General features: G+C 58.6%; 18 protein-coding genes. 8 read left to right on the forward strand and 10 right to left on the reverse strand.

All coding sequences use genetic code 11. The features are described from left to right. Nucleotides 1–158 precede the first annotated feature (158 nt). The 7 genes from M6G53_RS01015 to M6G53_RS01045 are packed head-to-tail and all read left to right on the forward strand — an operon-like array spanning nt 159 to nt 11,652. Nucleotides 159–1,991 (forward strand): glycosyltransferase family 2 protein, encoded by a 1,833-nt coding sequence (locus tag M6G53_RS01015; protein WP_253328368.1) that lies wholly within the window; start codon nt 159–161, stop codon nt 1,989–1,991. 2 nt (nt 1,992–1,993) lie between these two features. Beyond that, on the forward strand, nt 1,994–3,358 hold the full coding sequence (locus M6G53_RS01020) for a DUF3131 domain-containing protein (RefSeq protein WP_253328369.1): 1,365 nt from the start codon (nt 1,994–1,996) through the stop codon (nt 3,356–3,358). A 19-nt stretch (nt 3,359–3,377) separates the two neighbouring features. Then, nucleotides 3,378–4,946 carry a DUF3131 domain-containing protein gene (locus tag M6G53_RS01025; protein WP_253328370.1) on the forward strand — a complete coding sequence of 523 codons (1,569 nt, stop codon included), beginning with the start codon at nt 3,378–3,380 and terminating at the stop codon, nt 4,944–4,946. Then, nucleotides 4,931–6,313, forward strand: coding sequence for a DUF3131 domain-containing protein (locus M6G53_RS01030; RefSeq protein ID WP_253328371.1), 1,383 nt, complete (start codon nt 4,931–4,933; stop codon nt 6,311–6,313). Before M6G53_RS01025 ends, M6G53_RS01030 begins: the two co-directional genes overlap by 16 nt. 1 nt (nt 6,314) lies before the next feature. Then, nucleotides 6,315–6,767, forward strand: coding sequence for a Globin (locus M6G53_RS01035; protein ID WP_253328372.1), 453 nt, complete (start codon nt 6,315–6,317; stop codon nt 6,765–6,767). Beyond that, the gene (locus M6G53_RS01040; protein WP_253328373.1) at nt 6,764–9,472 is read left to right on the forward strand and encodes a hybrid sensor histidine kinase/response regulator; all 2,709 of its coding nucleotides are present in this window, start codon (nt 6,764–6,766) and stop codon (nt 9,470–9,472) included. Before M6G53_RS01035 ends, M6G53_RS01040 begins: the two co-directional genes overlap by 4 nt. After that, complete coding sequence (locus M6G53_RS01045; RefSeq protein WP_253328374.1) at nt 9,469–11,652, forward strand: glycoside hydrolase family 2 protein; 2,184 nt, start codon at nt 9,469–9,471, stop codon at nt 11,650–11,652. Before M6G53_RS01040 ends, M6G53_RS01045 begins: the two co-directional genes overlap by 4 nt. A gap of 33 nt (nt 11,653–11,685) precedes the next feature. Here M6G53_RS01045 and M6G53_RS01050 read toward each other — a convergent pair whose 3' ends face one another. The 8 genes from M6G53_RS01050 to M6G53_RS01085 form a co-directional block, all read right to left on the reverse strand. Continuing rightward, nucleotides 11,686–13,446, reverse strand: coding sequence for a putative bifunctional diguanylate cyclase/phosphodiesterase (locus tag M6G53_RS01050; RefSeq protein ID WP_253328375.1), 1,761 nt, complete (start codon nt 13,444–13,446; stop codon nt 11,686–11,688). 19 nt (nt 13,447–13,465) lie between these two features. After that, on the reverse strand, nt 13,466–15,346 hold the full coding sequence (locus M6G53_RS01055; RefSeq protein WP_253328376.1) for a diguanylate cyclase domain-containing protein: 1,881 nt from the start codon (nt 15,344–15,346) through the stop codon (nt 13,466–13,468). 41 nt (nt 15,347–15,387) lie between these two features. Then, nucleotides 15,388–15,840 carry an ATP-binding protein gene (locus M6G53_RS01060; RefSeq protein WP_253328377.1) on the reverse strand — a complete coding sequence of 151 codons (453 nt, stop codon included), beginning with the start codon at nt 15,838–15,840 and terminating at the stop codon, nt 15,388–15,390. A gap of 25 nt (nt 15,841–15,865) precedes the next feature. After that, nucleotides 15,866–16,207, reverse strand: coding sequence for an STAS domain-containing protein (locus tag M6G53_RS01065; protein ID WP_253328378.1), 342 nt, complete (start codon nt 16,205–16,207; stop codon nt 15,866–15,868). A gap of 27 nt (nt 16,208–16,234) precedes the next feature. After that, complete coding sequence (locus M6G53_RS01070) at nt 16,235–17,470, reverse strand: PP2C family protein-serine/threonine phosphatase (protein ID WP_366519467.1); 1,236 nt, start codon at nt 17,468–17,470, stop codon at nt 16,235–16,237. A 12-nt stretch (nt 17,471–17,482) separates the two neighbouring features. Further along, nucleotides 17,483–18,370, reverse strand: a complete 888-nt coding sequence (locus tag M6G53_RS01075) for a hypothetical protein (RefSeq protein WP_253328379.1) — start codon at nt 18,368–18,370, stop codon at nt 17,483–17,485. Between the two features lies 1 nt (nt 18,371). Next, nucleotides 18,372–20,813, reverse strand: coding sequence for a glycogen/starch/alpha-glucan phosphorylase (locus M6G53_RS01080; protein WP_253328380.1), 2,442 nt, complete (start codon nt 20,811–20,813; stop codon nt 18,372–18,374). A 197-nt stretch (nt 20,814–21,010) separates the two neighbouring features. Then, entirely contained in the window at nt 21,011–21,460 is a 450-nt protein-coding gene (locus M6G53_RS01085; RefSeq protein WP_253328381.1) for a MerR family transcriptional regulator, read from the reverse strand. A gap of 72 nt (nt 21,461–21,532) precedes the next feature. Here M6G53_RS01085 and M6G53_RS01090 point away from each other — a divergent pair, with 72 nt between their 5' ends. Continuing rightward, nucleotides 21,533–22,756, forward strand: coding sequence for an NADH:flavin oxidoreductase/NADH oxidase family protein (locus M6G53_RS01090; protein WP_253328382.1), 1,224 nt, complete (start codon nt 21,533–21,535; stop codon nt 22,754–22,756). Between the two features lie 46 nt (nt 22,757–22,802). Here the strand turns inward: M6G53_RS01090 and M6G53_RS01095 are convergent, their stop codons facing one another. Continuing rightward, nucleotides 22,803–23,207 carry a fucose-binding lectin II gene (locus M6G53_RS01095; RefSeq protein ID WP_195873440.1) on the reverse strand — a complete coding sequence of 135 codons (405 nt, stop codon included), beginning with the start codon at nt 23,205–23,207 and terminating at the stop codon, nt 22,803–22,805. Nucleotides 23,208–23,217: 10 nt separating this feature from the next. Then, complete coding sequence (locus tag M6G53_RS01100; RefSeq protein WP_253328383.1) at nt 23,218–23,619, reverse strand: fucose-binding lectin II; 402 nt, start codon at nt 23,617–23,619, stop codon at nt 23,218–23,220. Nucleotides 23,620–23,622 lie beyond the last annotated feature (3 nt).

Consider the following 23,622-nt stretch of genomic DNA (forward strand, 5'->3'; position numbering starts at 1 on the left):
CAAATTTGTCCGCCCGAGATGTGTTTTTACAATTGCCAGCCAATCATATAAAAAATAATGAGATGCGCTTTTAATTTTAAAGCTGAGCTCTTGCTAATCCTTCACCCTTAACTAAACTCTCTGTCTATATCACGACTTCCTTGCCGGGAATGAAATGCATGGCGAATTTTTATTTTTCATCTTTTGAAAAAAGGAGCCCCCCTGCACCGCTAAAAACCTCGCGGGCAATTGAGTTCCTGTGGCAAACTCTCGCCGTTGCTGCTTTGTTGGTCGGTGCCAACTACATTCGCTGGCGCTGGATGGCGTCGCTCAATTATGACGCCTTATGGTATGCCGTCCCCTTGGTGATAGCGGAAACCCTGGCCTATTGCGGCACGATCCTGTTTACCATCAACCTGTGGCAGGTACGCGACGTCAAACGCCGGCCGCCGCCACGCGATATACGTCAATGCCTCGATCCTGACGACACGACGGCACCGCGCCCGGTCAAAGTCGATCTGTTTATCGCCACCTATTCCGAAGATACCGAACTGGTCAGGCTGTCGATTCAGGATGCCAAACGAGTCACCTATCCCTTCGCATTGGATTACCGCATTCATGTGCTGGACGACGGCAAGCGCCCCGAGATGCGACGCGTTGCCGAACAGGAAGGCGTGAATTATCTGTCGCGGGAGAACAACATCGGTTTTAAAGCCGGCAATCTGCGCAACGGGCTGGAACACACGGACGGGGACTTCATCGTCATTTGCGATGCCGATACCCGCGTCTTCCCGTCCATCTTGACCGACACGCTGGGGTATTTTCGCGATCCTTTGGTGGCCTGGGTGCAAACGCCGCAATGGTTTTACGATCTGCCCGCCGGAAAGCGCCTGCCGCAAAGGTTGAAAGCCACGCTCGGGCAGCCCGGCTATCTCGCCGGGCGAGCGCTGGAAGGGATGGTTGGCCCCCTTACCGTTGGCCACGATCCCTTCTTCAACGATCCCAAGATGTTTTACGACGTGATCTTGCGCCGCCGCAACTGGGCCAACGCCGCCTTCTGTTGCGGCGCGGCCTCGCTCCATCGGCGCGAGGCTATCATGCAGAGCGCGTTGCGTAGCTATGCACGCGCCGTCGAAACGGAAATCGATCGCTATACCCGCGACGTAACGGATGCCGGGCTGCGCGACGAGCTGGGCCGGGCGATGAAACCTCAGGTTGCGCTCGATACCGAATTGACACCCTATAAATTCCACGTGTCGGAAGACATTTACACCTCGATCGTGCTGCACGGCGATCCAGAACGGCGCTGGCGCTCCGTCATGCATCCCGAGGTGGAATCGAAAATGCTGTCGCCACAGGATTTGTTGACCTGGATGATTCAACGCTTCAAATATGCGGCAGGTTCGCTGGACATCGCGCTGCATGATGCGGTCTTCAGCGCGAAAAACTTCAGGCTCAGCCTGGCGCAAAAACTGATGTACGGCACCACGTTCTGGTCATATCTGGCCTGCTTGTGGAATACGGTGTTCCTGATCTCACCGTTGATCTATCTGTTTACCGGCATTCCGCCGGTTTCCGCTTACTCGCTGCCCTTTTACCTGCACTTTTTACCGTTTTTCCTGCTGTCGGAGCTGGCTTTCATGTTCGGCACCTGGGGGATCTCAGCCTGGGACGGAAAAGCCTCTTACCTTTCGCTGTTTTCCATGAACCTGCGGGCGCTGGATACGGTGTTGCGCGGTGAGAAGATCAAATTCCACGTCACGCCCAAAGAACGCCAGCAAGGCAATTTCCTGACGTTGGTCAAACCGCAGTTGGCCATCATCGCCTTAACGCTGCTGGGGCTGTTATGGGGCGGCGTTCAGCTGTATCTCGGCAACGTGGCCGATCCGTCCGGCTATGTGATCAATATTTTCTGGGGTGGCGTAAACATTTTTGCCATGTTGCCAATGGTGTTCGCCGCACTGTGGCGCCCCGAGTCAGAATCCCCTTCCGAGCAGCAGGAGGCCGGATAAGCATGACGTGGAAACACTCATTGTTGCAGGCGCGCAGCTATATCGCGGTCATCATCGGTTTCCTGCTGGCATTCGGCGTCGTGGTTTATGTTGAGACGCATATGCCCCCCGCCCCGGCGGAAAGCGCCGAGCTGACGCTGAGCGCCGATTTCCCCACGCTGCCCGCGCCGCGCGCGCTCACCTTCGACGAAGCCGTTTGGGCACGCATCGCCTGGCAATACTTCGTCAACAACACGCAGTCCAACGGACTGGCGAATGCCATCGACAACCAGCCCTACACCACCATGTGGGATACCGGCAGTTATCTGATGGCAGCCATCAGCGCGCAACGGCTCGGGATCATTACGCGCGACGAGCTCAATGCCCGCGTGAATGCCGCTCTCACGGCGCTGTCGTCATTACCGCTGGCCGACGGCCAGTTGCCGTCGCTGTATTACCATACCCAGCGTTCGATCAGGCTGAACAGCCTCAGCCAAAACGAAAGCCAACCCGATTGGTCGGCCGTCGACATCAGCCGTTTGTTGATGGCCTTGGATATCGTCGCCTGGCTGTACCCGGAACAAACCGCGGCGATCGCTCGCTTAACCGCTCCCTGGCGGTTCGACGCCCTGTTTATGCAGCAGGAGCCGCAACAACCGCTGAATTTCCGCGCGGCAAAGAAATGGCAACTCGTCACCCAAAGCAACCGCGACAGCTATGGTTACCAGCTTTATGCCGTCAACGGACTGCGCCGCGTCAGCCCCCTGGCCGGCATCGTTCTCGGTTCACAACAGCCCTCGCCGCGCACCATCAGCATTGACGGCCTGCGTATCCCCTACGACAGCCTGGTCAAAATCGGCAAGGTCGATCACCCGGTCGTCACCACCATGCCCTATCTGCTGACCGGGCTGGAGGCGGGGTTCGACATCCGTTCGGCGGAAATCAGCTGGCGGGTGATGAAAGTGCAGGAAAGCCGCTATCGCAGCCACGGCGATTACGCCTATGTGAACGCCGACAATGAAGAACAATTGCCGCGTTTTATCGACGATGCGGTCATCAGCCGCTTCCCGGCATTGATCGACAAATCGCGTGCGGAAATCAAAGAGGCGGCGCTGCAGCTGTCGACCAAGTCGGTGTTCGGTTGGTACGCGCTGTTTCGCACCCCATGGAGTGACGAAATGCGTCGGCGTGCCAGCGTGTTGTTCGAGCCGGGACGCGGCTGGTACGAAGGCATCATCGCCGCCAATGGGCAGCAGAGCCGGGTGATCGGTGCCAATACCAATGCCCTGATATTGGAAAGCCTGGTTTATATCGCGCAAGGTCCGCTGTTTTGCCAAAACTGCGCCCCTGTTCCCCCGGCGAATTCTACCGACGGTCAACGGCCGTAATCAGTTATAAGGAGCCATTATGCCTCATCATTATTCCGTCAGGCCGTTTGTCACGCTGGTTCGGCGCGCGCTGTGCGGCTGTTTGCTACTGTTGCTGACGGTGTCTGCAGCCGCAGGCGACACCCAGTTGCCCGCCGCCGCCTATCCGCAGCGCCACGGCGACCTGACGCCGCGCGAACAGGCGATGGCGGTCAAAGCCTGGCAATATTTCGTCACCAACTACCAACCGGCGACCGGGCTGGTCAATGCCGTCAACAACTACCCGTCGACCACCATGTGGGACAGCGCCTCCTACCTGGCCGCGCTGACGGCCGCTCGCGAACTCAGCATCATCGACAAGGAACAGTTCGATCAGCGTTTGATCAAGTTTCTCGCCACGCTCAACACCGTGCCGCTGTTCCAAAACCAGATGCCGAACAAGGCGTACAACACCATCACCGCGCAAAAGGTCGACTATCTCAACAAGCCTGGCGAGATCGGCTTTTCATCCATCGATATCGGCAGAATGCTGCTGTGGTTGAAAATCATCAAAGAGCGCTATCCCGAATTTGCCAACGACGTCGATAACGTCGTACTGCGTTGGGATTTCAGCCATATCGTCGACGACTGCGGCACGCTGTATGGCGCCAATCTGGATGCCAACAAGCAGCCGGTTTACGTCCAGGAAGGCCGACTGGGTTATGAAGAGTACGCCGCCAGCGGTTTTCAGCTGTGGGGGTTCTCCACCTGCCAGGCTTCCCGTGCGGAACCTTACCAGTTGGCGGACATTTATTGTGTTCTGGTGCCGTATGATTCACGCGATCCGCGTACCACCAGTCAGCATAACTATGTGGCCACCGAACCCTATGTGCTGCACGGGCTGGAGATGGGCTGGGACACCAGCGACGATCGCAGCAACGATCCCGCTAAACACAGCCATCCCTGGATGCAAGACTTCGCCAATCGGGTCTATCAGGTGCAGGAAAATCGCTACCAGATTACCGGCCGTCTGACGGCGCGTTCCGAACATCAGCTCGATCGCGCGCCGTACTTCGTGTACGACACCGTCTACTCCGACGGCTTCGACTGGAACACCATTACGGATAAGGGAGAATACGTGCCCGATACCGCCGCCATCTCGCTCAAAGCGGCGCTCGGCATGTGGAGTCTTTGGCAATCCCCGTATACCGATCGGCTGCTCGACGTGATTGAGAACGCCAGTGAAAAAGACAAGGGCTTCTACGAAGGCCTGTATGAAAACGGCGCCGGCCCGATCCGCGAGTTCACCGCCAACAACAACGGCATCATGCTCGAAGCCCTGCTGTTCAAAAAACAGGGGCGGCTGTTGAAATTCAATACCAATGACCAGAGCGACGGCAAGTATGCGCCGGCCCTGTGGGATAAAACGCTGGTGAACGTGTTTGACGACAAAAACACGCCGTTTAACCGGCCTTTCATCACGCCGGACGTTAACCTGAAAACCTGGTGTCAACAAACGGGGGTCGCGCTGCGCAACGCGCCATCCTGCAAAGCCTGCAAATGCCCGCAGTGCCAGAATGACGCGCCTATGAAACTGCCCCCGGTAGCGACATCATGCTTAAAACCCTAACGCTGATCGTCTCCGTCGTCATCGCACTTGCGCTGGTGGTGCTGTTGGGGGTCATGGCACGCCCCGACGGCGCCGGGCCGGTGTGGGAACGGTGGCAGCAACAGCCTCGCCGCGGCGCGTTGACTGAAGAACAACGGCAATGGGCCGACGTTGCCTGGCGTTACGTGCAGAACAACACGCAGCCCGGCTCCGGTTTGGTGAACGGCAAAGATCGTTATCCGGTGGTCTCGCTGTGGAACATCGGCGACAGTCTGGTTGCGTTGACCGCCGCACGGCGTTTGGACCTGATGCCGCAACGGGAGTTCGATACCCGTTTGTCGGCGCTGCTGACGACGCTCGATCGTTTACCTGTGACCCGCATTGGCGCGCCGGGCATGCTGTACGACGCCGTCAGCGGCGCTTTCAGTCAGAACGGCAGCGCCGTCAGCGAAGCGCAAGGGATGGCTCGCCTGCTGGTCGGCATGCGCTTCACGGCGCAAAGCTTCCCCGAATACCGCACCTTCCTCGAACGCATCGCGCTGCGCTGGAACTTCTGCAACCTGCTGACCCAAGACGGCCAGCCGCTCGACGGGCGGGAGCAAAACGGCGGTTGGCGCAGTGCCGCAGCCAGCGACGTCGGCTATGCCGACTACAGCGGCGCAGCGTTCCGCCTGTGGGGATTTCAGCGGTCATCAACGCGAACGGCGCCGTTCAAAACGGCGATCGTCTATGGTGAACCCATCGCCATTACGGCTCGCGATCCGCGTCTCTCCGGCACGCCCGCCGGCATCGAAAATACCCCCTATCTGCTGACCGGCCTCGAGATGGGATGGCCGGCACCCCATGCCGGCGAGGCGGCCGACGCCAGTATGGCGCAACGGGCCCAACGCCTTTACCAGGCGCAGGAAACGCGCTGGCGCCGGGAGAAAATCCTCACCGCCCGGGCGCAATATTCACGCAGTGCGGCGCCGTGGGAGGTGTATGACAGCCTGTTCGCCAACGGCTATGCCTGGAATACCCTGGCGGACGACGGCCGCTACGCGCCCGAGCTGGCGCTGCTCTCGACACGCGCCATTTTCGGCCTGTGGGCGCTCTGGGATACCCGCTACACCGACGCGCTGATGCAGCTGGGGCGACTGCATCAGGATGACAAACGCGGATGGTTCGAAGGCCGCTACGAGGCGAGCGGCGGCTATAACACCACCTTCACCCTCACCACCAACACGGTGGTGCTGGAGGCGCTGTTATTCAAACAGAACCGCGGCCCGCTGCTGCACGCAGCGCTCAACGACGGCTATCTCGATGCGCGCATGAAAGACATATTCAACTGGCCTGGCCACTGTCTGCCGCAGGAACGTCATTCGCTCCCCGGTGAGAAAGGAGGATGACATGGGGATCAATTATGAAGAGCTGTTCAATAACAGCTACAACCGCATCACTCAGGGAGATAAAGGCGACCGTTTCTTCACCCATTTTTACGCGTTGTTTATCGGCAGCACCGAGGATCTGAGTTCGCCGGGCAGTATCGCCCAACGGTTGGAAAAGCAGAAAATCATCTATAAAACCTTTTTCTATATGCTCTCGGTCGCCAATACGCATATCGTGGCGGATTACCTGGTGCAGGTGACGCAGGAAGGCAGCCCGCAAAGCCTCAACCTGCCACCGTCGATTTATGCGCTGTGGCGCAAAGCCGTGCTGCAAACCGTGCGGGATCTCGACCCCGAATGCGATGAGGAGATCCTGACCGCCTGGGCCATCGTGCTGGCACCGGGGCTGGAGTTCATGCGGCGTCAGGCCGAACTGCATCATAATCCCACTGCGCAATCAGGGCTGCCGGGATGAACAAGCTGCCGCTGCTTTCCGCGCTCAACGCCCCACCTATCGCGCTGGCCATCTATGACGCCGAAGAACGGCTGAGCTATTGGAACCGGCGTGTGATCGAGTATTACCCCGGCCTGGAGTCTTGGCTGCGCATCGGGCTCACGCTCGCCGACGTCTTGCGCATGATGATCGATATCAGCTATCCGTCGTTGCATGACGACGCCAAAAAACGCATGGCGGCCGCCCTGCTGGCCAACTATCGCCGGCCAGATCATTACGAGGTGCGACGGATCACCGATCGCACCCTGTATATCCAGCACCGCCGAACGCCGGAGGGCGGCGTGATCAGCACCCATACCGATATCAGCCGCTATGCCGACGTCATCAAGGCCGAACAGCGGCTGCACAGCGATTTTATCCTGGCGGCCGAAACCTCGCGCATCGGTATCTGGGAATGGGATTGGGCGACAGACGAGTTGCAGGTTAATGACGCGTTGCTGCTGTTGCTGGATATTCCGCGGACCAACCCGACGCTTTCCGGCACATTGTGGGCGCAGGCGCTTCCCGCCGACGATCTGGCGCATTTCACCCGCAGTATCCGCCAGGCCGGCCGGGCTATCCTGCCGATTTTCGCCTGCGAAGCGAGGATACAGCGTGCGGATGAACGTTACGGCTGGGTGTCGCTGCAGGGCCAGATCGTGCAGCAAGACCTGCACGGCGAAGTGCAACGGGTCATCGGCACGCTGCAGGATATTACGGAACACAAAGAGGCGGAGGCGTCGTCCCGCCAGTCGGTTGAGATAGCCAAAGCGGCCAGCCAGGCAAAAAGCGAATTTCTCGCCAACATGAGCCACGAAATTCGCACGCCGATGAACGGCATTCTCGGCATGACCCAGCTTTGCCTGGAGACCGAGTTGAATCAGGAACAGCGCGACTACGTCACGATGGCGTACAGTTCCGCGCGCGCCCTGTTGAAAATTATCGATGACATTTTGGATTTCTCCAAAATCGAAGCGGGCAAGATCAGCCTGGATCCGGAAGATTTCGCCCTGCGGCCGTTATTGCAGGAGATCACCCGCCCGCTGACACCCAAATTCTCTGAGAAAAACGTCGAACTGCTGGTGGATATCCACCCTGACGTCGCCGACGAGATCTATGGCGATCCGCTACGGCTGCGCCAGATACTGACCAACCTGATAGGCAACGCGCTCAAATTTACGCCCGCAGGCGAAGTGGTACTGCGTATCGAGCCGGTAGCCAACGATCCGCATCGCCTGTTGTTCAGCATCCGCGACAGCGGTATCGGCATCGCCGCCGACAAGCAGAAAGTCATTTTCGAATCGTTCAGCCAGGCAGATAACTCGACGACGAGAAAATACGGCGGCACCGGCCTCGGGCTGACGATCTCCGCCAGACTGGTCGCGATGATGGGGGGCGAATTGCAGGTCGACAGCGACGTTGGACGCGGCAGCCGTTTCTATTTTTCACTGCCGGTGTTGTCAGACGCGCGCAGAGAAAGCGTCCGCTGGCCACGCACGCTGGCAGGCATCGAGGTGCTGGTGGTGGACGACAATGCCACCAACCTGCGTCTGCTGGCCGACCTGCTGCGCAATATGGGCTTGAAACCGACCCTCGCCGGTTCAGGCAAGGAGGCGCTGGCGCTGATGAACAGCCGCGCACCGTTCCCGCTGGTGCTGCTGGACGCGCAAATGCCGGAAATGGACGGCATGGCACTGGCGCTGGAGGTGATGTCTACCCCCTCGTTGCGGCACTGCACGCTGATTATGCTGAGCTCGACGGGCAACCGCATCGATAAGGCGGTGCTGCAAAAGGTGGGCGTTTCCTTTTTCCTGACGAAGCCCATCGATGCCGGCGAACTGTTTGCCGCCATGGAACAGGCGCTGGTGCCCATGCTACCGGGCTCGCCCGCCGCCGCTACGGCCACCGAGGCGCCGCCGGCCGTCCACGAGTCGGCGATGGCCACCGAGGCTCCCCATTACCATTTGCTGATCGCCGAAGACAACCCGGTCAACCAAAAGCTGGCGCTCAGTTTCATCGGCAAGCTGGGGCACAGCGCCGATCTGGCCGGCAACGGCGCCGACGCGCTGAGCCGGCTGCAAACGGCACGCTACGACGTCATTTTAATGGATCTGCAGATGCCGGAAATGGACGGCGTCGAAGCGGTGCAGGCGATCCGCCAGGCGGAGCGGCAGGGGCCGGCCGGCGAGCCGACGCAGCGGATCATCGCCATGACCGCCCACGCCATGAAGGGTGACAGAGAAAAATGCCTGCAGCTTGGCTTCGACGGCTATATCGCCAAACCGATCCTGCTGGACAAGCTGGCCGAAGAAATTGCCCAGGTGATCGCTGCCGCGCCCGCCCCGGCGCCCGCGTTCGACTACCCGCTGGCGCTCGCGCAGTTGGACAACGATCCGGCGCTGTTCAACGAGCTGGCGGCGATGTTCATCGACGAATTGCCCGGGTTGTTGCACGCGCTGCAGACGGCGATCGCCGCCCAGGCATTCGATGAGATCAAACGCTGCGCGCACCGGCTCAAAGGCGAAACGCTGCACTTTGCCGGCTCGCCGTTGACGCCCTGTCTGCAAGCCATTGAGCAGGCCGCCGGCGCCCGCGATCTCGCGTCGCTCCCCTCTCTGCAGTCGCAGTTGGCGCCCTTGAGCCGGCAACTACGCGACGCGCTGATCGCCATCGTGGAGGCAACATGAAGACAAGATTCTGGCTCTCGTTGGGGCTGCTGGTCTGTGCATCAACCCCCCTTGCCCAGACGCCGCGCAGCGTTTCCCTCGATGGCGTGTGGCAATACCAGGACGCCAACCCGCCCCATGACGATCGGCAACGCCTGACGCCAAACTGGCGCCCGCTGCGGGTACCGGCGAACTGGTACAGCGCCGGCGTCGATCATCAGGGCGCGTTGTGGTACCGCACGACATTCCCTCTCCCGCACCTCACCCGCGATCGGCTGGCCACGCTCACTTTCGACGGCGTCGACTATCGTGCGGACGTCTGGCTCAACCAACGCTTTGTCGGCCGGCATGAGGGCTATTTTCAGCGTTTCCAGTTCGATGTCACCCAAGCGACACGGCGTGAGAACCACCTGCTGGTGAGGGTGGACAGCCCGTTTGAACCCCCCGGCAGCGTCTGGCCACTGCACAAGCGCGCAATTAAAGGCATTTTGTCACAGCATGATACCCGCCCCGGCGGTGCCTGGTCGCCGCAGGGCCAGGATGCCAACTCAGGCGGTATTTGGCAACCGGTCACGCTACGCCTCAGCCGCGGCGCGGCGATCGATAACCTCACGGCGTTGCCCGACTGGCGTCAAGGATTGGAACGACCGACGCTGGACATCCGTCTCGATTACCGGGTGAATCGGCCAAGAAAAGCGCGCCTGACTCTGCGCCTGACGCCGCTGAACTTCGCCGGAAAAAGCTATCGTCTTTCCCGCCGCGTAACGTTGACCGGCGGCGCACCGCTCGCCGTTTCGCTGCCGATGCCCGGCGCCGCGCTTTGGTGGCCATACGGCTATGGGGCGCAACATCTTTATCGCATCGAGGCCACCCTGTCCGACGCCGAAGGGCTGCTGGATCGGCGCACGTCGCACACCGGTTTGAGAGAGGTCCGTGAACTGGCATCGGGCCATGGCTGGACGATCAATGGCCGTCGTCTGTTCATTCGCGGCACCAACTATATCGGTTCACCGTGGCTCGGCACCATGACCGGCCCGCTCTATCGCCGGGATCTGCTGCTGATGCGCGCGGCAAACATCAACGCGGTGCGGGTGCATGGGCATGTTGCCGGCCAGGCGCTGTATCGCGAGGCCGACGAGCTGGGCATGTTGCTGTGGCAGGACATGCCACTGCAATGGGGGTATGACGACAGCGAAGCCTTCGCCGCCGAAGCGGCGCGCCAGGCCGGCGATCTGTTGCAACAGCGGGGCAATCATCCTTCGGTGATCGTGTGGGCCGGACAAAATGAGCCGCCTTTCGATTCACCGTGGATGAAACAGCGGTTTGCCGACTGGACCCCCACGCTCAACCGTCGGCTGGCGCAACGCGTGGCAGACGCATTGAGCGAAGATCGCAGCCGCATCGTCCACCGCTGGTCGACGGTGGCCGAGCATTACTGGCAAGGATGGTATTTCGGCACGATCGCCGATTTTCTCAAGCCGGCGACCACGGCGATCATCAGCGAGTTTGGTGCGCAGGCGCTGCCTCGTCTCGCTACGTTGCGCACTATTATTCCGGCGGCGAACCTGTGGCCCGCCAGCGCTTCGCCTGACGATCCGGGCTGGAAAGTCTGGCAATATCACAACTTCCAGCCCGAGCAGGCTTTCGGGCTGGCCAAATTGTCGCGCGGCACCACGATCGAAAGCTTTATCGCCAACACCCAGGGGTATCAGGCGGAAGGCATCCAACTGGCGGCGGAAAGCTATCGGCGTCAACGCTATCAACCGGTCGCCGCCCTGTTCCAGTTCATGTTCAGCGAGACCTGGCCATCAATAAACTGGGGGGTGGTCGACTACCGTCGGCAGCCTAAATCGGGTTACTACGCGTTGCGTAAAGCCTATCAGCCCATACTGCCATCCATCGAACCGATCACGCCAGAATGGCAACGGGGGCGCAGCGGCAGGATTGGGCTCTGGGCGATCAACGATCGCTGGCAGAGCTATCACGACGCGAGGCTAAGCTGGCGTCTGGTGCAGGGAGAACAGGTATTGGCGCACGGTAGCATGAAGCTGGATCTCCCGGCGGACAGCGGCCGCAAGCTGAGGGAGCTGACGGTAACGCCGCGCTCAACATTGCCGCTGCACCTGGTGACCGAACTGGCAGACAGCGACGGGAATCGACTGGGAGAGAACAGCCGGCATTTTCAGGTAAATGAGCACTGAACGGTACGGCGCGAGGCGTTGCGCCCCGCGCCGCTATTGTCCGTGAGCAGCAACCAGTTCACACAGTTTTTCCGGCGACACTGCGGGTGAAAAGTAAAAGCCTTGCGCGACATCGCACCGATACTGCATCAGGAAATTGAGCGACTCTTGATCTTCGACGCCTTCCGCCAACACTTCATAATCGAGTTTATGCAGCATAGCGATGATGTTCTCGACGATAATCCGACTTTCCGCATCGGTTTTTAATTGTCTGATCAGAGAACCATCCAACTTGACCACATCGGCGGGAATATGGCGCAAGTAGTTGAGGTTGCTGTAGCCGGCGCCGAAATCATCCAGCGCGATACGATGTCCGTTAGCCTTGAGCGCGTGCAGGCAAGCCAGCGCAGCGCTGCTTTCCTGAATGCGTTGCGACTCCAGGCACTCGAGCTCGATATCGCCCGGCCGCAGCCCGCGCCGCACGATGGCATCATTCAACCGCTCGGCAAAGTGCCGCTCGGCCAGATTGCTGGCCGTGACGTTGATCGAAATCGGGAACCTGATCCCCGCCTCACGCAGCATCAGCAGTTGAGTAATCGCCTGCGTGATGACGAACTCGGTCAGCGGTTTTATCAGCGAGGTGTTTTCCACCAGCGGAATGAACTCTGCCGTCGGGATGGCGCCCAGCACGTCATGCTGCCAGCGCAGCAACGCCTCCGCGCCGACGATGCGCCCGGTGGTCAAGTCGACCTGAGGTTGGTATTCCAGAAACAACCCGCTGTTTTGTTTCAGACACTGCGCCAGCTCATTGAACAAATTGAATTTATGCTTGCGGACCGCGTCCTTCGGTTCACTGTAAACAGAGAGCGTTCGCCCTTCGTCGATAGAGTCATGCAGTGCGCTGGTTGCCTGCCGCAACACCTCCTGCGGGCTGGCGTGCGGTGCGGAGAACACCGCATAGCCGGCATACAGTTCCAGACGCAGCGGCACGGCACCGCGCACCTCGCGGTGCAAGCGATCGGCGCAGCGCAGCAGATCGCGTTTGGCCTGCGGCAAGTTTTGCGCTTCAATGATAACCGCGAAACGTCCAGGCGCGATGCTGTACAACATGCGGTCGCTGAGAAAAGCGTCCTTGAGAAAATGCCCGATATCCCCTAACAACAGCTCGACCGTGGAAAGGCCGAAGGAGCGCGCCATTTCATAGGCGTATTTGATATCGATGGTGTCAATCAGCAGCAGCGCATATTTTCCCGCCGCCGGCAGATTGCAAAGATCGCCCATCAGCCGCTGCCGATTAGGCAGCCGAGTGATAGCGTCTACCAGGCCGATTTCGCTCTGCGCTTCGATCAGTTCGCTGACGATGGTGGTCATGCTGTTCAACAGTTCGGCCTGATGGCGAGTGAACGGTTTCGGCTCCGGCCCGACGAGACAAAATGCGCCGATCGTGTAACCTTCGCGGGTACGCAGCGGGATGGCGGCACAGTGGCGGATCGCCGCCGCCCCGGTCACCATCGGATCCGTGGCAAAACGTTCATCGGTCAACGTATCAGCGCAAAACAGCGCCTCACCGTAGCGACGCACAAAGTTGAACAGTGGGCTAGCGAAATCAATTGCGTCAAACCCGATATCGATCTGCGCACGGATCCAGATCTTGCGTGAACCATACAGACAGATAAGGCAACCCGACGCCTGCAGCAGTTTACGAGTGATGTTCAACACTTGGTCAATGGCGTCGTCATGGCTCGCGCCCAGTCCCTCCAGCGCATCGATGGACGCCAGGCGCTCTTCTTCGTTTTTACTCAGGTGTCGTAGCATTGCCGCCGCCCCCTCAGGCTCACCGGTCACAGATGGCGTAAGTGCCCTTTCCGGCAGATTTCGCCTTGTACATTGCCCCGTCGGCGCTGGCCAACAGTTTTTCCGCCGTGACTTCGCTGGTCGACGCAATGGCCGCGCCAATGCTGGCGGACAGACTCACTTTTTGCTGGCCGATCTGCGAAATACCGGCCAACTGCGTCAGCACCTTTTCGCAAAATTCGCTGACTTCCCGCCGCGGTTCGGTCAGCGGCCACAGGATCACCGTAAACTCGTCACCGGCCAGGCGCGATACGCTGTGCTGTGGACCGGCGCAGGCGCTGAGCAATTTGGCGAAGGTTTTCAAAATCAGATCGCCGAAATCATGGCCATAGCTATCGTTAATCGCCTTGAACCCATCGAGATCGATGAACAACAATGCCATCTGGCGCTGGTGACTGCAGGTGGGCAATGTGGCAGACAATCGGCGCAAAAATGCACGTCGGTTGGTCAGCCCGGTCAGCATGTCGTGCGTAACGTCGTACTCCAACCGATGCTGCAGACGTTTCAGCTCAGTGATATCCATGGCGAGCATGTAGAGGCCTTGCGCTTCGCAGGGTACCAGCGTGGTATGGATCATTTTCACCCCCTGCGCCGTCTGCAATTCATTCTCAAAGCTTACCACCTCGCCGGCCAATGCGCGTTCAATCATCGGTTCGGCTATCTGATACACGCCTTCGCCCATGAACTCACGTACCGTCATCCCCTGCAGGTTGGCCTCTTCCAGGCCAAACCAGATCTTATAAGCGCTGTTGGCGAACAGGTAGCGTTCATTGGCGTCGATCTGGCTGATCAACGCCGGCATGTTGTCGGTAATGGCGCGCAGGCGTTCTTTCTCCGCGCTGAGCTGATGCTCCGCCAACACGCGGGTTTCAATTTCAGCATTGAGCTTTTCGACCACGACGCTGAGTTCATGCGTACGAATGTCGACGCGCTCTTCCAGCTCGTGCTGCAAGGCGAACAGGTCAGCCTCCGCCGCCTTGCGCTCGCTGATATCGACGACAACGGAGATGAAATGATCCGGCTTGCCGTTCGGCAGCCGATTCAACGCGACCGTCAACTGGGCCCAGACGATCGAACCGTCGGCGCGAAAATAGCGTTTTTCCATCGAATAGGTATTGATTTCATCTCGCAGCAGCTGCTCCAAATACACCAGATCGTTATTCAGGTCGCTGGGGTGTGTAATGTCCTGAAAGGTGCGATCGAGCAGCTCGCGCTCCGAGTATTGCAACATTTCGCAAATGCGCGGGTTGACCCGCAGCCAGTACCCTTGCAGAGAGACCAGCGCCATGCCCACCGCCGCCTGAGAGAAGGTTTGCTCGAACAAGGATTCCGTGCGCTGCAGATCTGACTTTAGATTTTCGGTATAGACGTTGCGTTCGATGTTTTGCAGGTATTCTTCAACTACGGCGGCAAAATCGTGCAGATCGGCCAACTTTTCCTGCGGAAACGGCTGCGGTTTGCTATCGATAATGCACAAGGTGCCGAGTGGCAAACCATCGAGCGACAGCAACTGCTGCCCTGCGTAGAAACCGATCTTCGGTCCACCAATGACCAGCGGATTGTCAAAAAAACGTGGATCTTTGGCCGTATCCGGCACGACCAGGGCGTCATGCTGTAAAATCGCATGGCCGCAAAACGAGATATTGCGAGGTGTTTCGCGGGCATCGAGGCCGTAGCGCGATAAGAACCATTGTCTATCACGGTCGATCAATGAAACCAGCGCGATGGTCACGCCGAAATATTTCGCCGCCAGCCGCGTAATACGATCCAGCTTTTCTATCGAGGTCGAATCCAGCACGTTCAGCGAATTCAATACCGACAGGCGTTCGGCTTCATTTTCGGGAAAACATGGCTCGAACATGTTAGCTCCTGCTGCGTCTCCGATAGGCCGCAAGCCTCCGTTCAGGCGGAGGCAACCGTTGCATTTTTAATCAGAGTCAGCTCGTTGCGTCCGTCGGTGGAACGGTAACGAACTTCGTCCATCATGGAGTAAATCAGTCTCAATCCGATCCCACTTTCTGGCCAACTCTCCAGGGAGCCCGGTTCGGGGAACGCCTGCGGCTTATCCGCCAACGCTCGCAGGATCTCCGCCGGTATCGGGCACCCGCTGTCGGTGAGCGTCAGGGTGATCACGCCAGCAGAAAGTGACATAGTCACATCAACCCTGTGTTGCACGTCATAATTGACACCGTGCCGGACGATGTTGCTGAATGCCTCGCTGGCTGCCAAATCCATCTGGTATATCGCCGCCGGATCAAGCGCGAACGGCGCGACGAACTGTTGAAAAGCGCTGCTCAGCGCATCCAGATTTTCAAGCGTCGCCCCCAGGCGCAGCGAGGTGGTGACAGTCTCCATCAAAGCCTCCCGGCAAAGCGCCACACTAGTCGCGGGCAAGAATGTCCAACGCGTCCTGCCGCGTGGCCCCGATGGTAAAGATCCTGTCCATTCGGGTCAGTTTGAACAGATGCTGAATATTGCCGTTGAGGGAACACAACACCAACTCCCCTTTTCCGTTCAACGTTTTAAGAATCGATACCAGGGCGCCCAAACAGCTGCTGTCGATAAAATCGACCCGGCTGAAGTCGAGCAGCACACGATTACCGTTACGCTCGATCACGTCCAGCACCTGCTGCTTGAACGCCAGCGCGACGGAAGCGTCGAGACGACGCACCAGCGGCACCACGATCTCAATGTCATTTTCGGTATACATTTCAAAATTCATGGTTTTCCTCATCGAAGTTGTCTGGGATTATGCGGTGCGCTCAATAGTCACCAGCGAAATATCGTCATTAAAGAAACGGCCGTACTCCGCTAACTCATCGGACTCCGGTCGGCTCCAACTCACCAACTCGCGTTCAACGCGTTGAAAAATCGCCGGCCTCGCCAGCCCGCGATGCGCTTTCAGCAGTTGCTGCAGCCGCGTTTCCCCATAGAGCTCTCCCGCGCAGTTCTCACATTCGCTAATGCCGTCGCTGTAGAGATAGAGCCGTTCGCCGGGCGCCAGACAAAATTCGCTGCTCTGATACGCCGACTGAGGAAATAACCCGACAGGAACACCGCCGAGGCCAACGGTACGCAGTGCTCCGTCCTGGCGGATAATGAAAGGTGTTGGATGGCCGGCCTGACAGAGCGCACCCTGCCCGGTTTGGGTGTCGATAAAACCGTAGATGAGCGTGAAATAGCTGGTGATCTCTTCATTATCCAGGCAGAAACGCCGGTTGAGCGCCGTGACCACCTGATGTGGTGCGACGATGCCCCCATCGACGATCAGCAGCCGCTCATCGACCCGACCGGTAAGAAACTCCCTGGCCACCGCCAGGGACAGCATGGCGGCGCTCACCCCATGACCGGCGACATCAATGCAGTAAAACGCCAGATGACGACTGTCGAGCGCAAAATAGTTCAGCAGGTCGCCGGAAACGTACGCAGAAGGCAAGAACATCCAGTCCGCCTGATAGCCGCTGAACGTCAACGCTGCCGCCGGCAACACGCTGCGCTGCAATCGCGCGGCCGCCTGCAGATCCTGCTCCATCTGGCGATAGGCGCTGCTCAGCCGCTGGTTGCGGATCGCCAGCGTGCTTTCCAGCGTCAGGATGCGTTCGGCGGCATGCAACCGGGCGCGCAGCTGGCTCTGATTAACCGGTTTTGAGAGGAAATCGTCGGCGCCGGATTCCAGCCCCTGAACCAGATCTTCGATCGACTGGCGCGCCGTCACCAGAATGGCATAGATGTAATGGCCGAAATCACGTTGACGAATTTGGCGACAGAGCGCCACGCCGTCCATTTGCGGCATTTCCCAATCGCTGATGACGGCGTTGATGGTTTGCGTCTCCAACATCGCCAGCGCGTGTACGCCGTCCTGCGCCTCCAGCACCTGGTAGCCCCATTTGCTCAGCATGCTGCCCAGCAAATGACGGTAGCTCCTGGAATCATCGACGATCAGGATGGTCAAAGAGGATGCGCTGTCTTTATCCGTTGGTTTCACAATTACACTCGCTTAAAACGGGAGCGTCCAGCTCAGGTTGATCGTCCCGCTACGAAAATTGGCATTGGCGTCGCGGCGCCACGGGTAGCGCGTGCCGGTATAGTTGTCGTAATGCACGGATACCGCCCCCGGCAAATAGCTGGAGACATAGCCGATGCTGTAGGTGTAGTCGTAATCCCAGGGCTGCTGTTGCTGGTGGTCGGGATAATAGAACGACGATACGCGCAGGAAATAGTGTTGCAGCAGCGTGTAACCACAGCTGGCCAACAGCGAGCTTTTGTTACGTTTGATGCCACTGTCGGCCAGCGAATAATATCGCGGCACATAGCTGTAACCCACCTGGCAGATCAACGCGTCTTCCTTGTTGATCAACAGGCGTTTTTCGACGCTGTCCGGCAAACTGAATTTATACGCGAACGTCCAGGCGCCTTGTTCAAAATAGGTGTGTCTGTCGCCGCTGGCCGGATAAAAGTGGTTATTATCGTTATAGTTGCCGTAGACCAGGCTAAAGGTGCCGGGGTGCCAGTCATCGTAGCCAAAGCTGTACACGAAATCGGTGCTGTATTTATTGGTGTCCTGCAGCGGCACCCGCACCGTCATGTTGGCGAAGAAATAGCTCATCGGCGAATACTGCATGCTCAGCAACATGCGCTGGTTGTACTTATCACGGATCTCGGACGTGTTGGGCCCCGTAGGGACATAGACCGGCTGACGCGCCAGGTTTGAGTTATAGGTCAGCGCCGTGGAAAAAGACGCCTCGCTGCCGGAGAACAGACGCGCCCAGGGGCTGGTGAACACGCGTACCGCCGGCTGGTTGGGCACGGTGTCCGCCGCCCAGCCGCAAACGCTGAACAGACAGCCGGCCAGCGGGGAAAAACGTCGCAAAAATCGGGTGGCCATATCAGTATTTCATCCCCCAAATCTCCTTGGCATAGCCGCGAATGGTGCGATCGCTGGAGAAGCCGCCCATACGTGCAATGGTCAACAGCGCGCGACGATGCCACTGTTCCGGCTCGTCGAAATCGGCCGCCGCACGCAGTTGAGCCAGCCGATAACTCTCAAAATCCTGCAGATGACAAAAATAGTCGCCCGCGATCAACATGTTGCGTAAAGGTGCAAACAGTTCGGTGTCGGCCGCGAACAGGCCCGAAGTCAGCGAGTCCACCACCCGTGCAATGCGCGGGTTGTTGCGATAATGATCGCCGCCGTGGTCACCGTTGCGCCTGATGTCGTCGATTTCCTCGGCGGTGGCGCCGAACAGGTAAAAATTGTCCGCCCCGACCGCATCGCGGATCTCGATGTTCGCCCCATCCAGCGTGCCGATGGTCAGGGCGCCATTGAGGGCGAATTTCATGTTGCTGGTGCCTGAGGCCTCGGTACCGGCGGTCGAGATCTGCTCGGACAGATCGGTCGCGGGGATAATGCGTTCGGCCAGCGAAACCTTATAGTCCTCCAGGAACACCACTTTCAGCTGGCCACCGACGCGAGAGTCCTGATTAATGCGCTGCGCCACGCCGCCGATCAGCTGAATGACCAGCTTGGCCAACGCATAACTCGGTGCCGCCTTGCCGGCGAAAAGATGCACTTTGGGCGCGATAGTCTTACCTCCCTCCTTGATCTCCAGATAGAGATCGATCACATGGAGAATATTCAGCAGTTGGCGTTTATATTCGTGGATCCGCTTTACCTGGCAGTCAAACATCGCCATCGGATCGAGATGCATGCCATGACGCTGCGCGATCAGTTGGCATAGCGCGACCTTGTTGGCGCGTTTTATCGTGCGTATTTCATCGATCGCGCCGACGTCATCGGCCAATTTCTCCAGGCCGGCCAACTGTTGCAGATCCGTCGGCCACCGATCGCCCAACTGTTGATGCAGAAACGCCGCCAGCGGCGGGTTGGCCTGCTGTACCCAGCGGCGCGGCGTGACGCCGTTGGTCTGGTTAACGAACTTTTCCGGCGAGATAAAATAAAAATCCGGCACCAAATTTTTCTTGATCAGTTCCGAATGCAGTTTCGCCACGCCGTTAACCCGATGGCTGCCGACGATCGCCAGGTTGGCCATGCGCATCTTCTTGTCGTGCTCGCCCGCAAACAGAGAAAGCGACGGCAACAGCTGCGGTTGATCGGGCCAGCGTGCGGCAACCTCCGCCAGAAAGCGCCGGTTAATCTCATAAACGATCTGCAGGTGACGCGGCAGCAGCTTTTCAAACAGGCTCACCGACCAGGTCTCCAGCGCTTCGGGCATCAGCGTGTGATTGGTGAAGGCGCAGGTTCGCTGTGTGATGTCCCAGGCTTGCTCCCACGGCAGCTGGTGCTCATCAATCAACAGGCGCATCAACTCCGCCACCGCCAGCGCCGGATGGGTGTCGTTGAGCTGGATCGCCACCCGCTCCGGCAATGCCGCGATCGACGCCTCTTCCGCAGCATAATCGGCCAGCACATCCCGCAGCGTACAGGCGACCAGGAAATACTCCTGCGTGAGGCGAAGCTCTTTACCGGTCAGCGCCTCATCCGCCGGATAAAGAATCTTCGAGATATTCTCGGAGGCGATTTTCTCACTCACCGCCTTGATATAATCGCCGCGATTGAAGATATGAATATTGAAGGAGTCTGAAGCCCGTGCGCTGTAGAGCCGCAGCTTATTGGTCGCCGCCCCCTGATAGCCGGAAACGTAATAGTCATGCGGGATCCCCACGAGGATCCGCCAGTCCATCCACATCGGGTTATAGTTTCCCTCGGCGTCTTCGCCGTGTTCAACGCGGCCGCCGATCGGGATCAGCATCTGTTGAGCATGGTGTTCCACCAGCCACGGTGAGTGCGTGGAGTGCCAGTCATCCGGTTGTTCTATCTGCTTGCCGTCATGGATCGCCTGTTTGAAGAGCCCATACTCGTATTTGATGCCGTGCCCGGAGGCGGCGATGTCCAAGGTAGCCATCGAATCGATGAAGCAGGCGGCCAAACGCCCCAAACCGCCATTGCCTAAAGCCGCATCGGGTTCTTCATCCACAATGCGTTCGAACTCAAACCCCAATTCGGTGACAGCACGCTGCATATTCGTCAGCAGGCCGGTATTAATCAGGTTATTACGCAATGACTGGCCTAATAAAAACTCCATCGACAAATAATAAATGCGTTTCTTTTTTTCCGCCCGCTGTCGTTGCTGGGTCAGCAGAAAATCGTCATATTGATAATGACGGACAGTCAGCGCCACCGCATTGAAAACGTCGTTTTCAGTTGCCGTAGGCAAAGTCACACAGAGTTGATATTTAAGATTATTTTCAATCTTTGCACGGAGTTCGTTAACGCTCGGCGCATTGTCTACGGGCTGTTCTGCTGTCATTGCACTTCCTTTCGGGAATGATGTTTAACGGTATATTCGTTAAACGGCAATAAGTTATCAGATAAATTCTAGCCCCTTTTTTTATAATGTCTTTTTTTTTATGGATTTATTTTTAATTCAAAGCGAAATGGTGAGATTGTTAATTATATTAAGAGCGGGTTTGGCGCAATTAAACGATTACCGACACCATCATTTGATTAATCCATGCCGGTACCGACGTTGCGTTTGCCGCCGTGCAGCTTTGCCGGCCGGGCCGGCGACGCGTCGGCCGGTGTTTCGCCCTTGGCTTGACACAGCCCCGCAACACCGGACTCCAATAAGGTCAGCCGGGTCGTCAGCAAGGCTTCTCGTTGCTCATTCAGCGTGGCCATCATCAGCTCGATTTCTGCCAGCCGTTCATCGACGCCACGCATCAGTCCTTCCTGATAAGCGCTGCCCTGCAGCGCCAGCACGCGTTGGATCGCCTGCAGCGAAAAACCCAGATTCTGGCCGATTTGGATCAGGTGCAATCGCTCCAGCGCGCTGTCGCTGTACACCCGATAACCGTTGACGCCGCGCACCGCTTTCGGCAGCAACCCCAGCTGTTCGTAGTAGCGTATCGTCGAGGCGGCCACGCCGGCGCGCTCCGCCAATGCTCCGATCTTCATGCCCTATTGACCTTAAAGTTAACTTTAAACCTAGTATAGCGCCATTCCCCTTACGCCAGGAGCGCAAAACCGATGTTTACCCTACTGACTCTGCCCAACGGCAGCCGCCTGACCAACCGTCTGGCCAAGGCGGCGATGGAAGAAAATCTGGCCGCCCCGGACCAACTGCCCGGCCCTGCGCTGTGGCGCCTATACCGCTATTGGGCCGAAGGCGGCGCCGGCTTGATCATCACCGGCAACGTGATGATCGATGGCCGCGCCATGACCGGCCCCGGCGGCGTGGTGCTGGAACAAGACACGCCGCTTGCCCCGTTCGAAACCTGGGCCAAGGGCGCGCGCCAGGGCGGCGCGCAGGTGTGGATGCAACTTAACCACCCGGGCCGCCAGGTGATGGCGAATATGGGCGGCAATGCGTGGGCGCCCTCCGCCATCCCGCTGGCGATGGGCAAGCACAGCAAGCTGTTCGCCCAGCCGCAGGCGATGAATGAAGCACAGATCGCCGAGGTTATCGCGCGCTTCGCCGCCAGCGCGCACGCTGCCGAACAGGCCGGCTTTACCGGCGTGGAGATCCACGCGGCGCACGGCTACCTGATTTCCCAGTTTCTCTCGCCGCTGACCAACCAACGCAACGATCGTTGGGGCGGCGAGCTGGCGAACCGCGCCCGCCTGCTGCTGGAGGTGGTACGCGCAGTGCGCGAGCGCGTCTCGCCGGGATTTTGCGTAGCGGTCAAACTGAACTCCGCCGATTTTCAGCGCGGCGGTTTTTCATCGGACGATGCCCGCCAGGTGGTGCTGATGCTGAACGATCTGCCGGTCGATCTGATCGAACTGTCCGGCGGCAGCTACGAAAGCCCGGCGATGCAAGGCGAAACGACGGACGGCCGCACCCTGGCACGGGAAGCCTATTTCCTGTCGTTCGCCCGCGATCTTGCCGCGGTGGCCCGCATGCCGGTGATGACCACCGGCGGCATCGCCCGTCCATCGGTGGCACAGCGGGTGCTGGACAGCGGCGTCGCGGTGGTCGGCATCGCTACCGCCATGGCGGAAGTGCCCGACCTGCCACGGCGCTGGCAAACCGGGGCGGCCCCCCATGCGCTGCCCGCCCCAGTCACCTGGCGCAGCAAAGCGATGGCGTCGCTCGCCCGCATGGCGCTGGTCAAGCGCCGGATGCGCGCGCTGAGTGACAATCGGCCGCGCAGCGTGCGCTACTCTCCGCTGTTTACGCTGGTCGTCGATCGGTGGCGTACCCGCCGTCTTCTGCAGCGTTATCATTCATGGTTGAGAACACACAGCTAACTCAAACGCGAAATGTCCCCGATGAAGGACATCGGGGCATCGCAGATTAGCCGACAAACTGGAACCATTGCAGTTGAAGGAAGGAGTCATTGAAATCATTATCGGTGTAGTCTTCGCTCGCGAAGACATACTTACCAAAGTAGACCGTGGCGCCACGGGTAATCACGTCCTGTGCCCAGATCACCTGTGAATACTTTTGCCCCCCGTTAGTGCCGATCCAGATAGTGTAATTGCCGGAGGGGTCGGCAGCCTGAAAGAAACCCTGCCCAATTTGCGTGGGTGTACCGCCGCTCGAGCTTGCACCCTGCGTAGTGAAGATAACATTGGCGCCACTGTCTTTCAGTTGAATGAACTGATTGGCCGAGCTTTGAACCAAAGCCGACCAGAAAACCACTTTCCCGACGGGAATATTGACGGCAATACCGCCGCCGCTTACCGGTCCAATCGCCATTTTAGCCCCCTCATCCTATGCTGTTAAACCAGGTCAGTGTCAGGCAGGTATCATTGAAGTCCTGGTCTGCACCGTCTTCAGTAATGAAATTGAAACAGCTGGAATATATTTGACTGCCTATATTCAGCGTTATTTCATCCCACATGACCTGCGACCAGACCTGGCCATTGTTATAACCGAGAAAAACGGTATAAACCCCGCTACCTGCGGTAATAAACGAGCCTTGTCCTATTTGAGTAGGCGAATGCCCACCCGTGGATGAACCGCTGCTTTGAATGACGACATTATTGTTGGAGTCGCGTACCTCAACATATTGTGAATAGGATGCCTGGACGTTTGCCGTCCAGAATAGCGTTTTGCCTATCGGCAAGTTAATGGCGATGCCATTACCTGATACAGGACCCACACTCATGCT

This window comes from Serratia nevei, assembly GCF_024160145.1.
GTDB lineage: Bacteria > Pseudomonadota > Gammaproteobacteria > Enterobacterales > Enterobacteriaceae > Serratia > Serratia nevei_A.

Bases quoted from the DNA above. Each gene is read 5' to 3' on its own strand.
- M6G53_RS01015 (WP_253328368.1), top strand. From the start codon at position 159: ATGGCGAATTTTTATTTTTCATCTTTTGAAAAAAGGAGCCCCCCTGCA.
- M6G53_RS01020 (WP_253328369.1), top strand. From the start codon at position 1,994: ATGACGTGGAAACACTCATTGTTGCAGGCGCGCAGCTATATCGCGGTC.
- M6G53_RS01025 (WP_253328370.1), top strand. From the start codon at position 3,378: ATGCCTCATCATTATTCCGTCAGGCCGTTTGTCACGCTGGTTCGGCGC.
- M6G53_RS01030 (WP_253328371.1), top strand. From the start codon at position 4,931: ATGCTTAAAACCCTAACGCTGATCGTCTCCGTCGTCATCGCACTTGCG.
- M6G53_RS01035 (WP_253328372.1), top strand. From the start codon at position 6,315: ATGGGGATCAATTATGAAGAGCTGTTCAATAACAGCTACAACCGCATC.
- M6G53_RS01040 (WP_253328373.1), top strand. From the start codon at position 6,764: ATGAACAAGCTGCCGCTGCTTTCCGCGCTCAACGCCCCACCTATCGCG.
- M6G53_RS01045 (WP_253328374.1), top strand. From the start codon at position 9,469: ATGAAGACAAGATTCTGGCTCTCGTTGGGGCTGCTGGTCTGTGCATCA.
- M6G53_RS01050 (WP_253328375.1), bottom strand. From the start codon at position 13,446: ATGCTACGACACCTGAGTAAAAACGAAGAAGAGCGCCTGGCGTCCATC.
- M6G53_RS01055 (WP_253328376.1), bottom strand. From the start codon at position 15,346: ATGTTCGAGCCATGTTTTCCCGAAAATGAAGCCGAACGCCTGTCGGTA.
- M6G53_RS01060 (WP_253328377.1), bottom strand. From the start codon at position 15,840: ATGGAGACTGTCACCACCTCGCTGCGCCTGGGGGCGACGCTTGAAAAT.
- M6G53_RS01065 (WP_253328378.1), bottom strand. From the start codon at position 16,207: ATGAATTTTGAAATGTATACCGAAAATGACATTGAGATCGTGGTGCCG.
- M6G53_RS01075 (WP_253328379.1), bottom strand. From the start codon at position 18,370: ATGGCCACCCGATTTTTGCGACGTTTTTCCCCGCTGGCCGGCTGTCTG.
- M6G53_RS01080 (WP_253328380.1), bottom strand. From the start codon at position 20,813: ATGACAGCAGAACAGCCCGTAGACAATGCGCCGAGCGTTAACGAACTC.
- M6G53_RS01085 (WP_253328381.1), bottom strand. From the start codon at position 21,460: ATGAAGATCGGAGCATTGGCGGAGCGCGCCGGCGTGGCCGCCTCGACG.
- M6G53_RS01090 (WP_253328382.1), top strand. From the start codon at position 21,533: ATGTTTACCCTACTGACTCTGCCCAACGGCAGCCGCCTGACCAACCGT.
- M6G53_RS01095 (WP_195873440.1), bottom strand. From the start codon at position 23,207: ATGGCGATTGGACCGGTAAGCGGCGGCGGTATTGCCGTCAATATTCCC.
- M6G53_RS01100 (WP_253328383.1), bottom strand. From the start codon at position 23,619: ATGAGTGTGGGTCCTGTATCAGGTAATGGCATCGCCATTAACTTGCCG.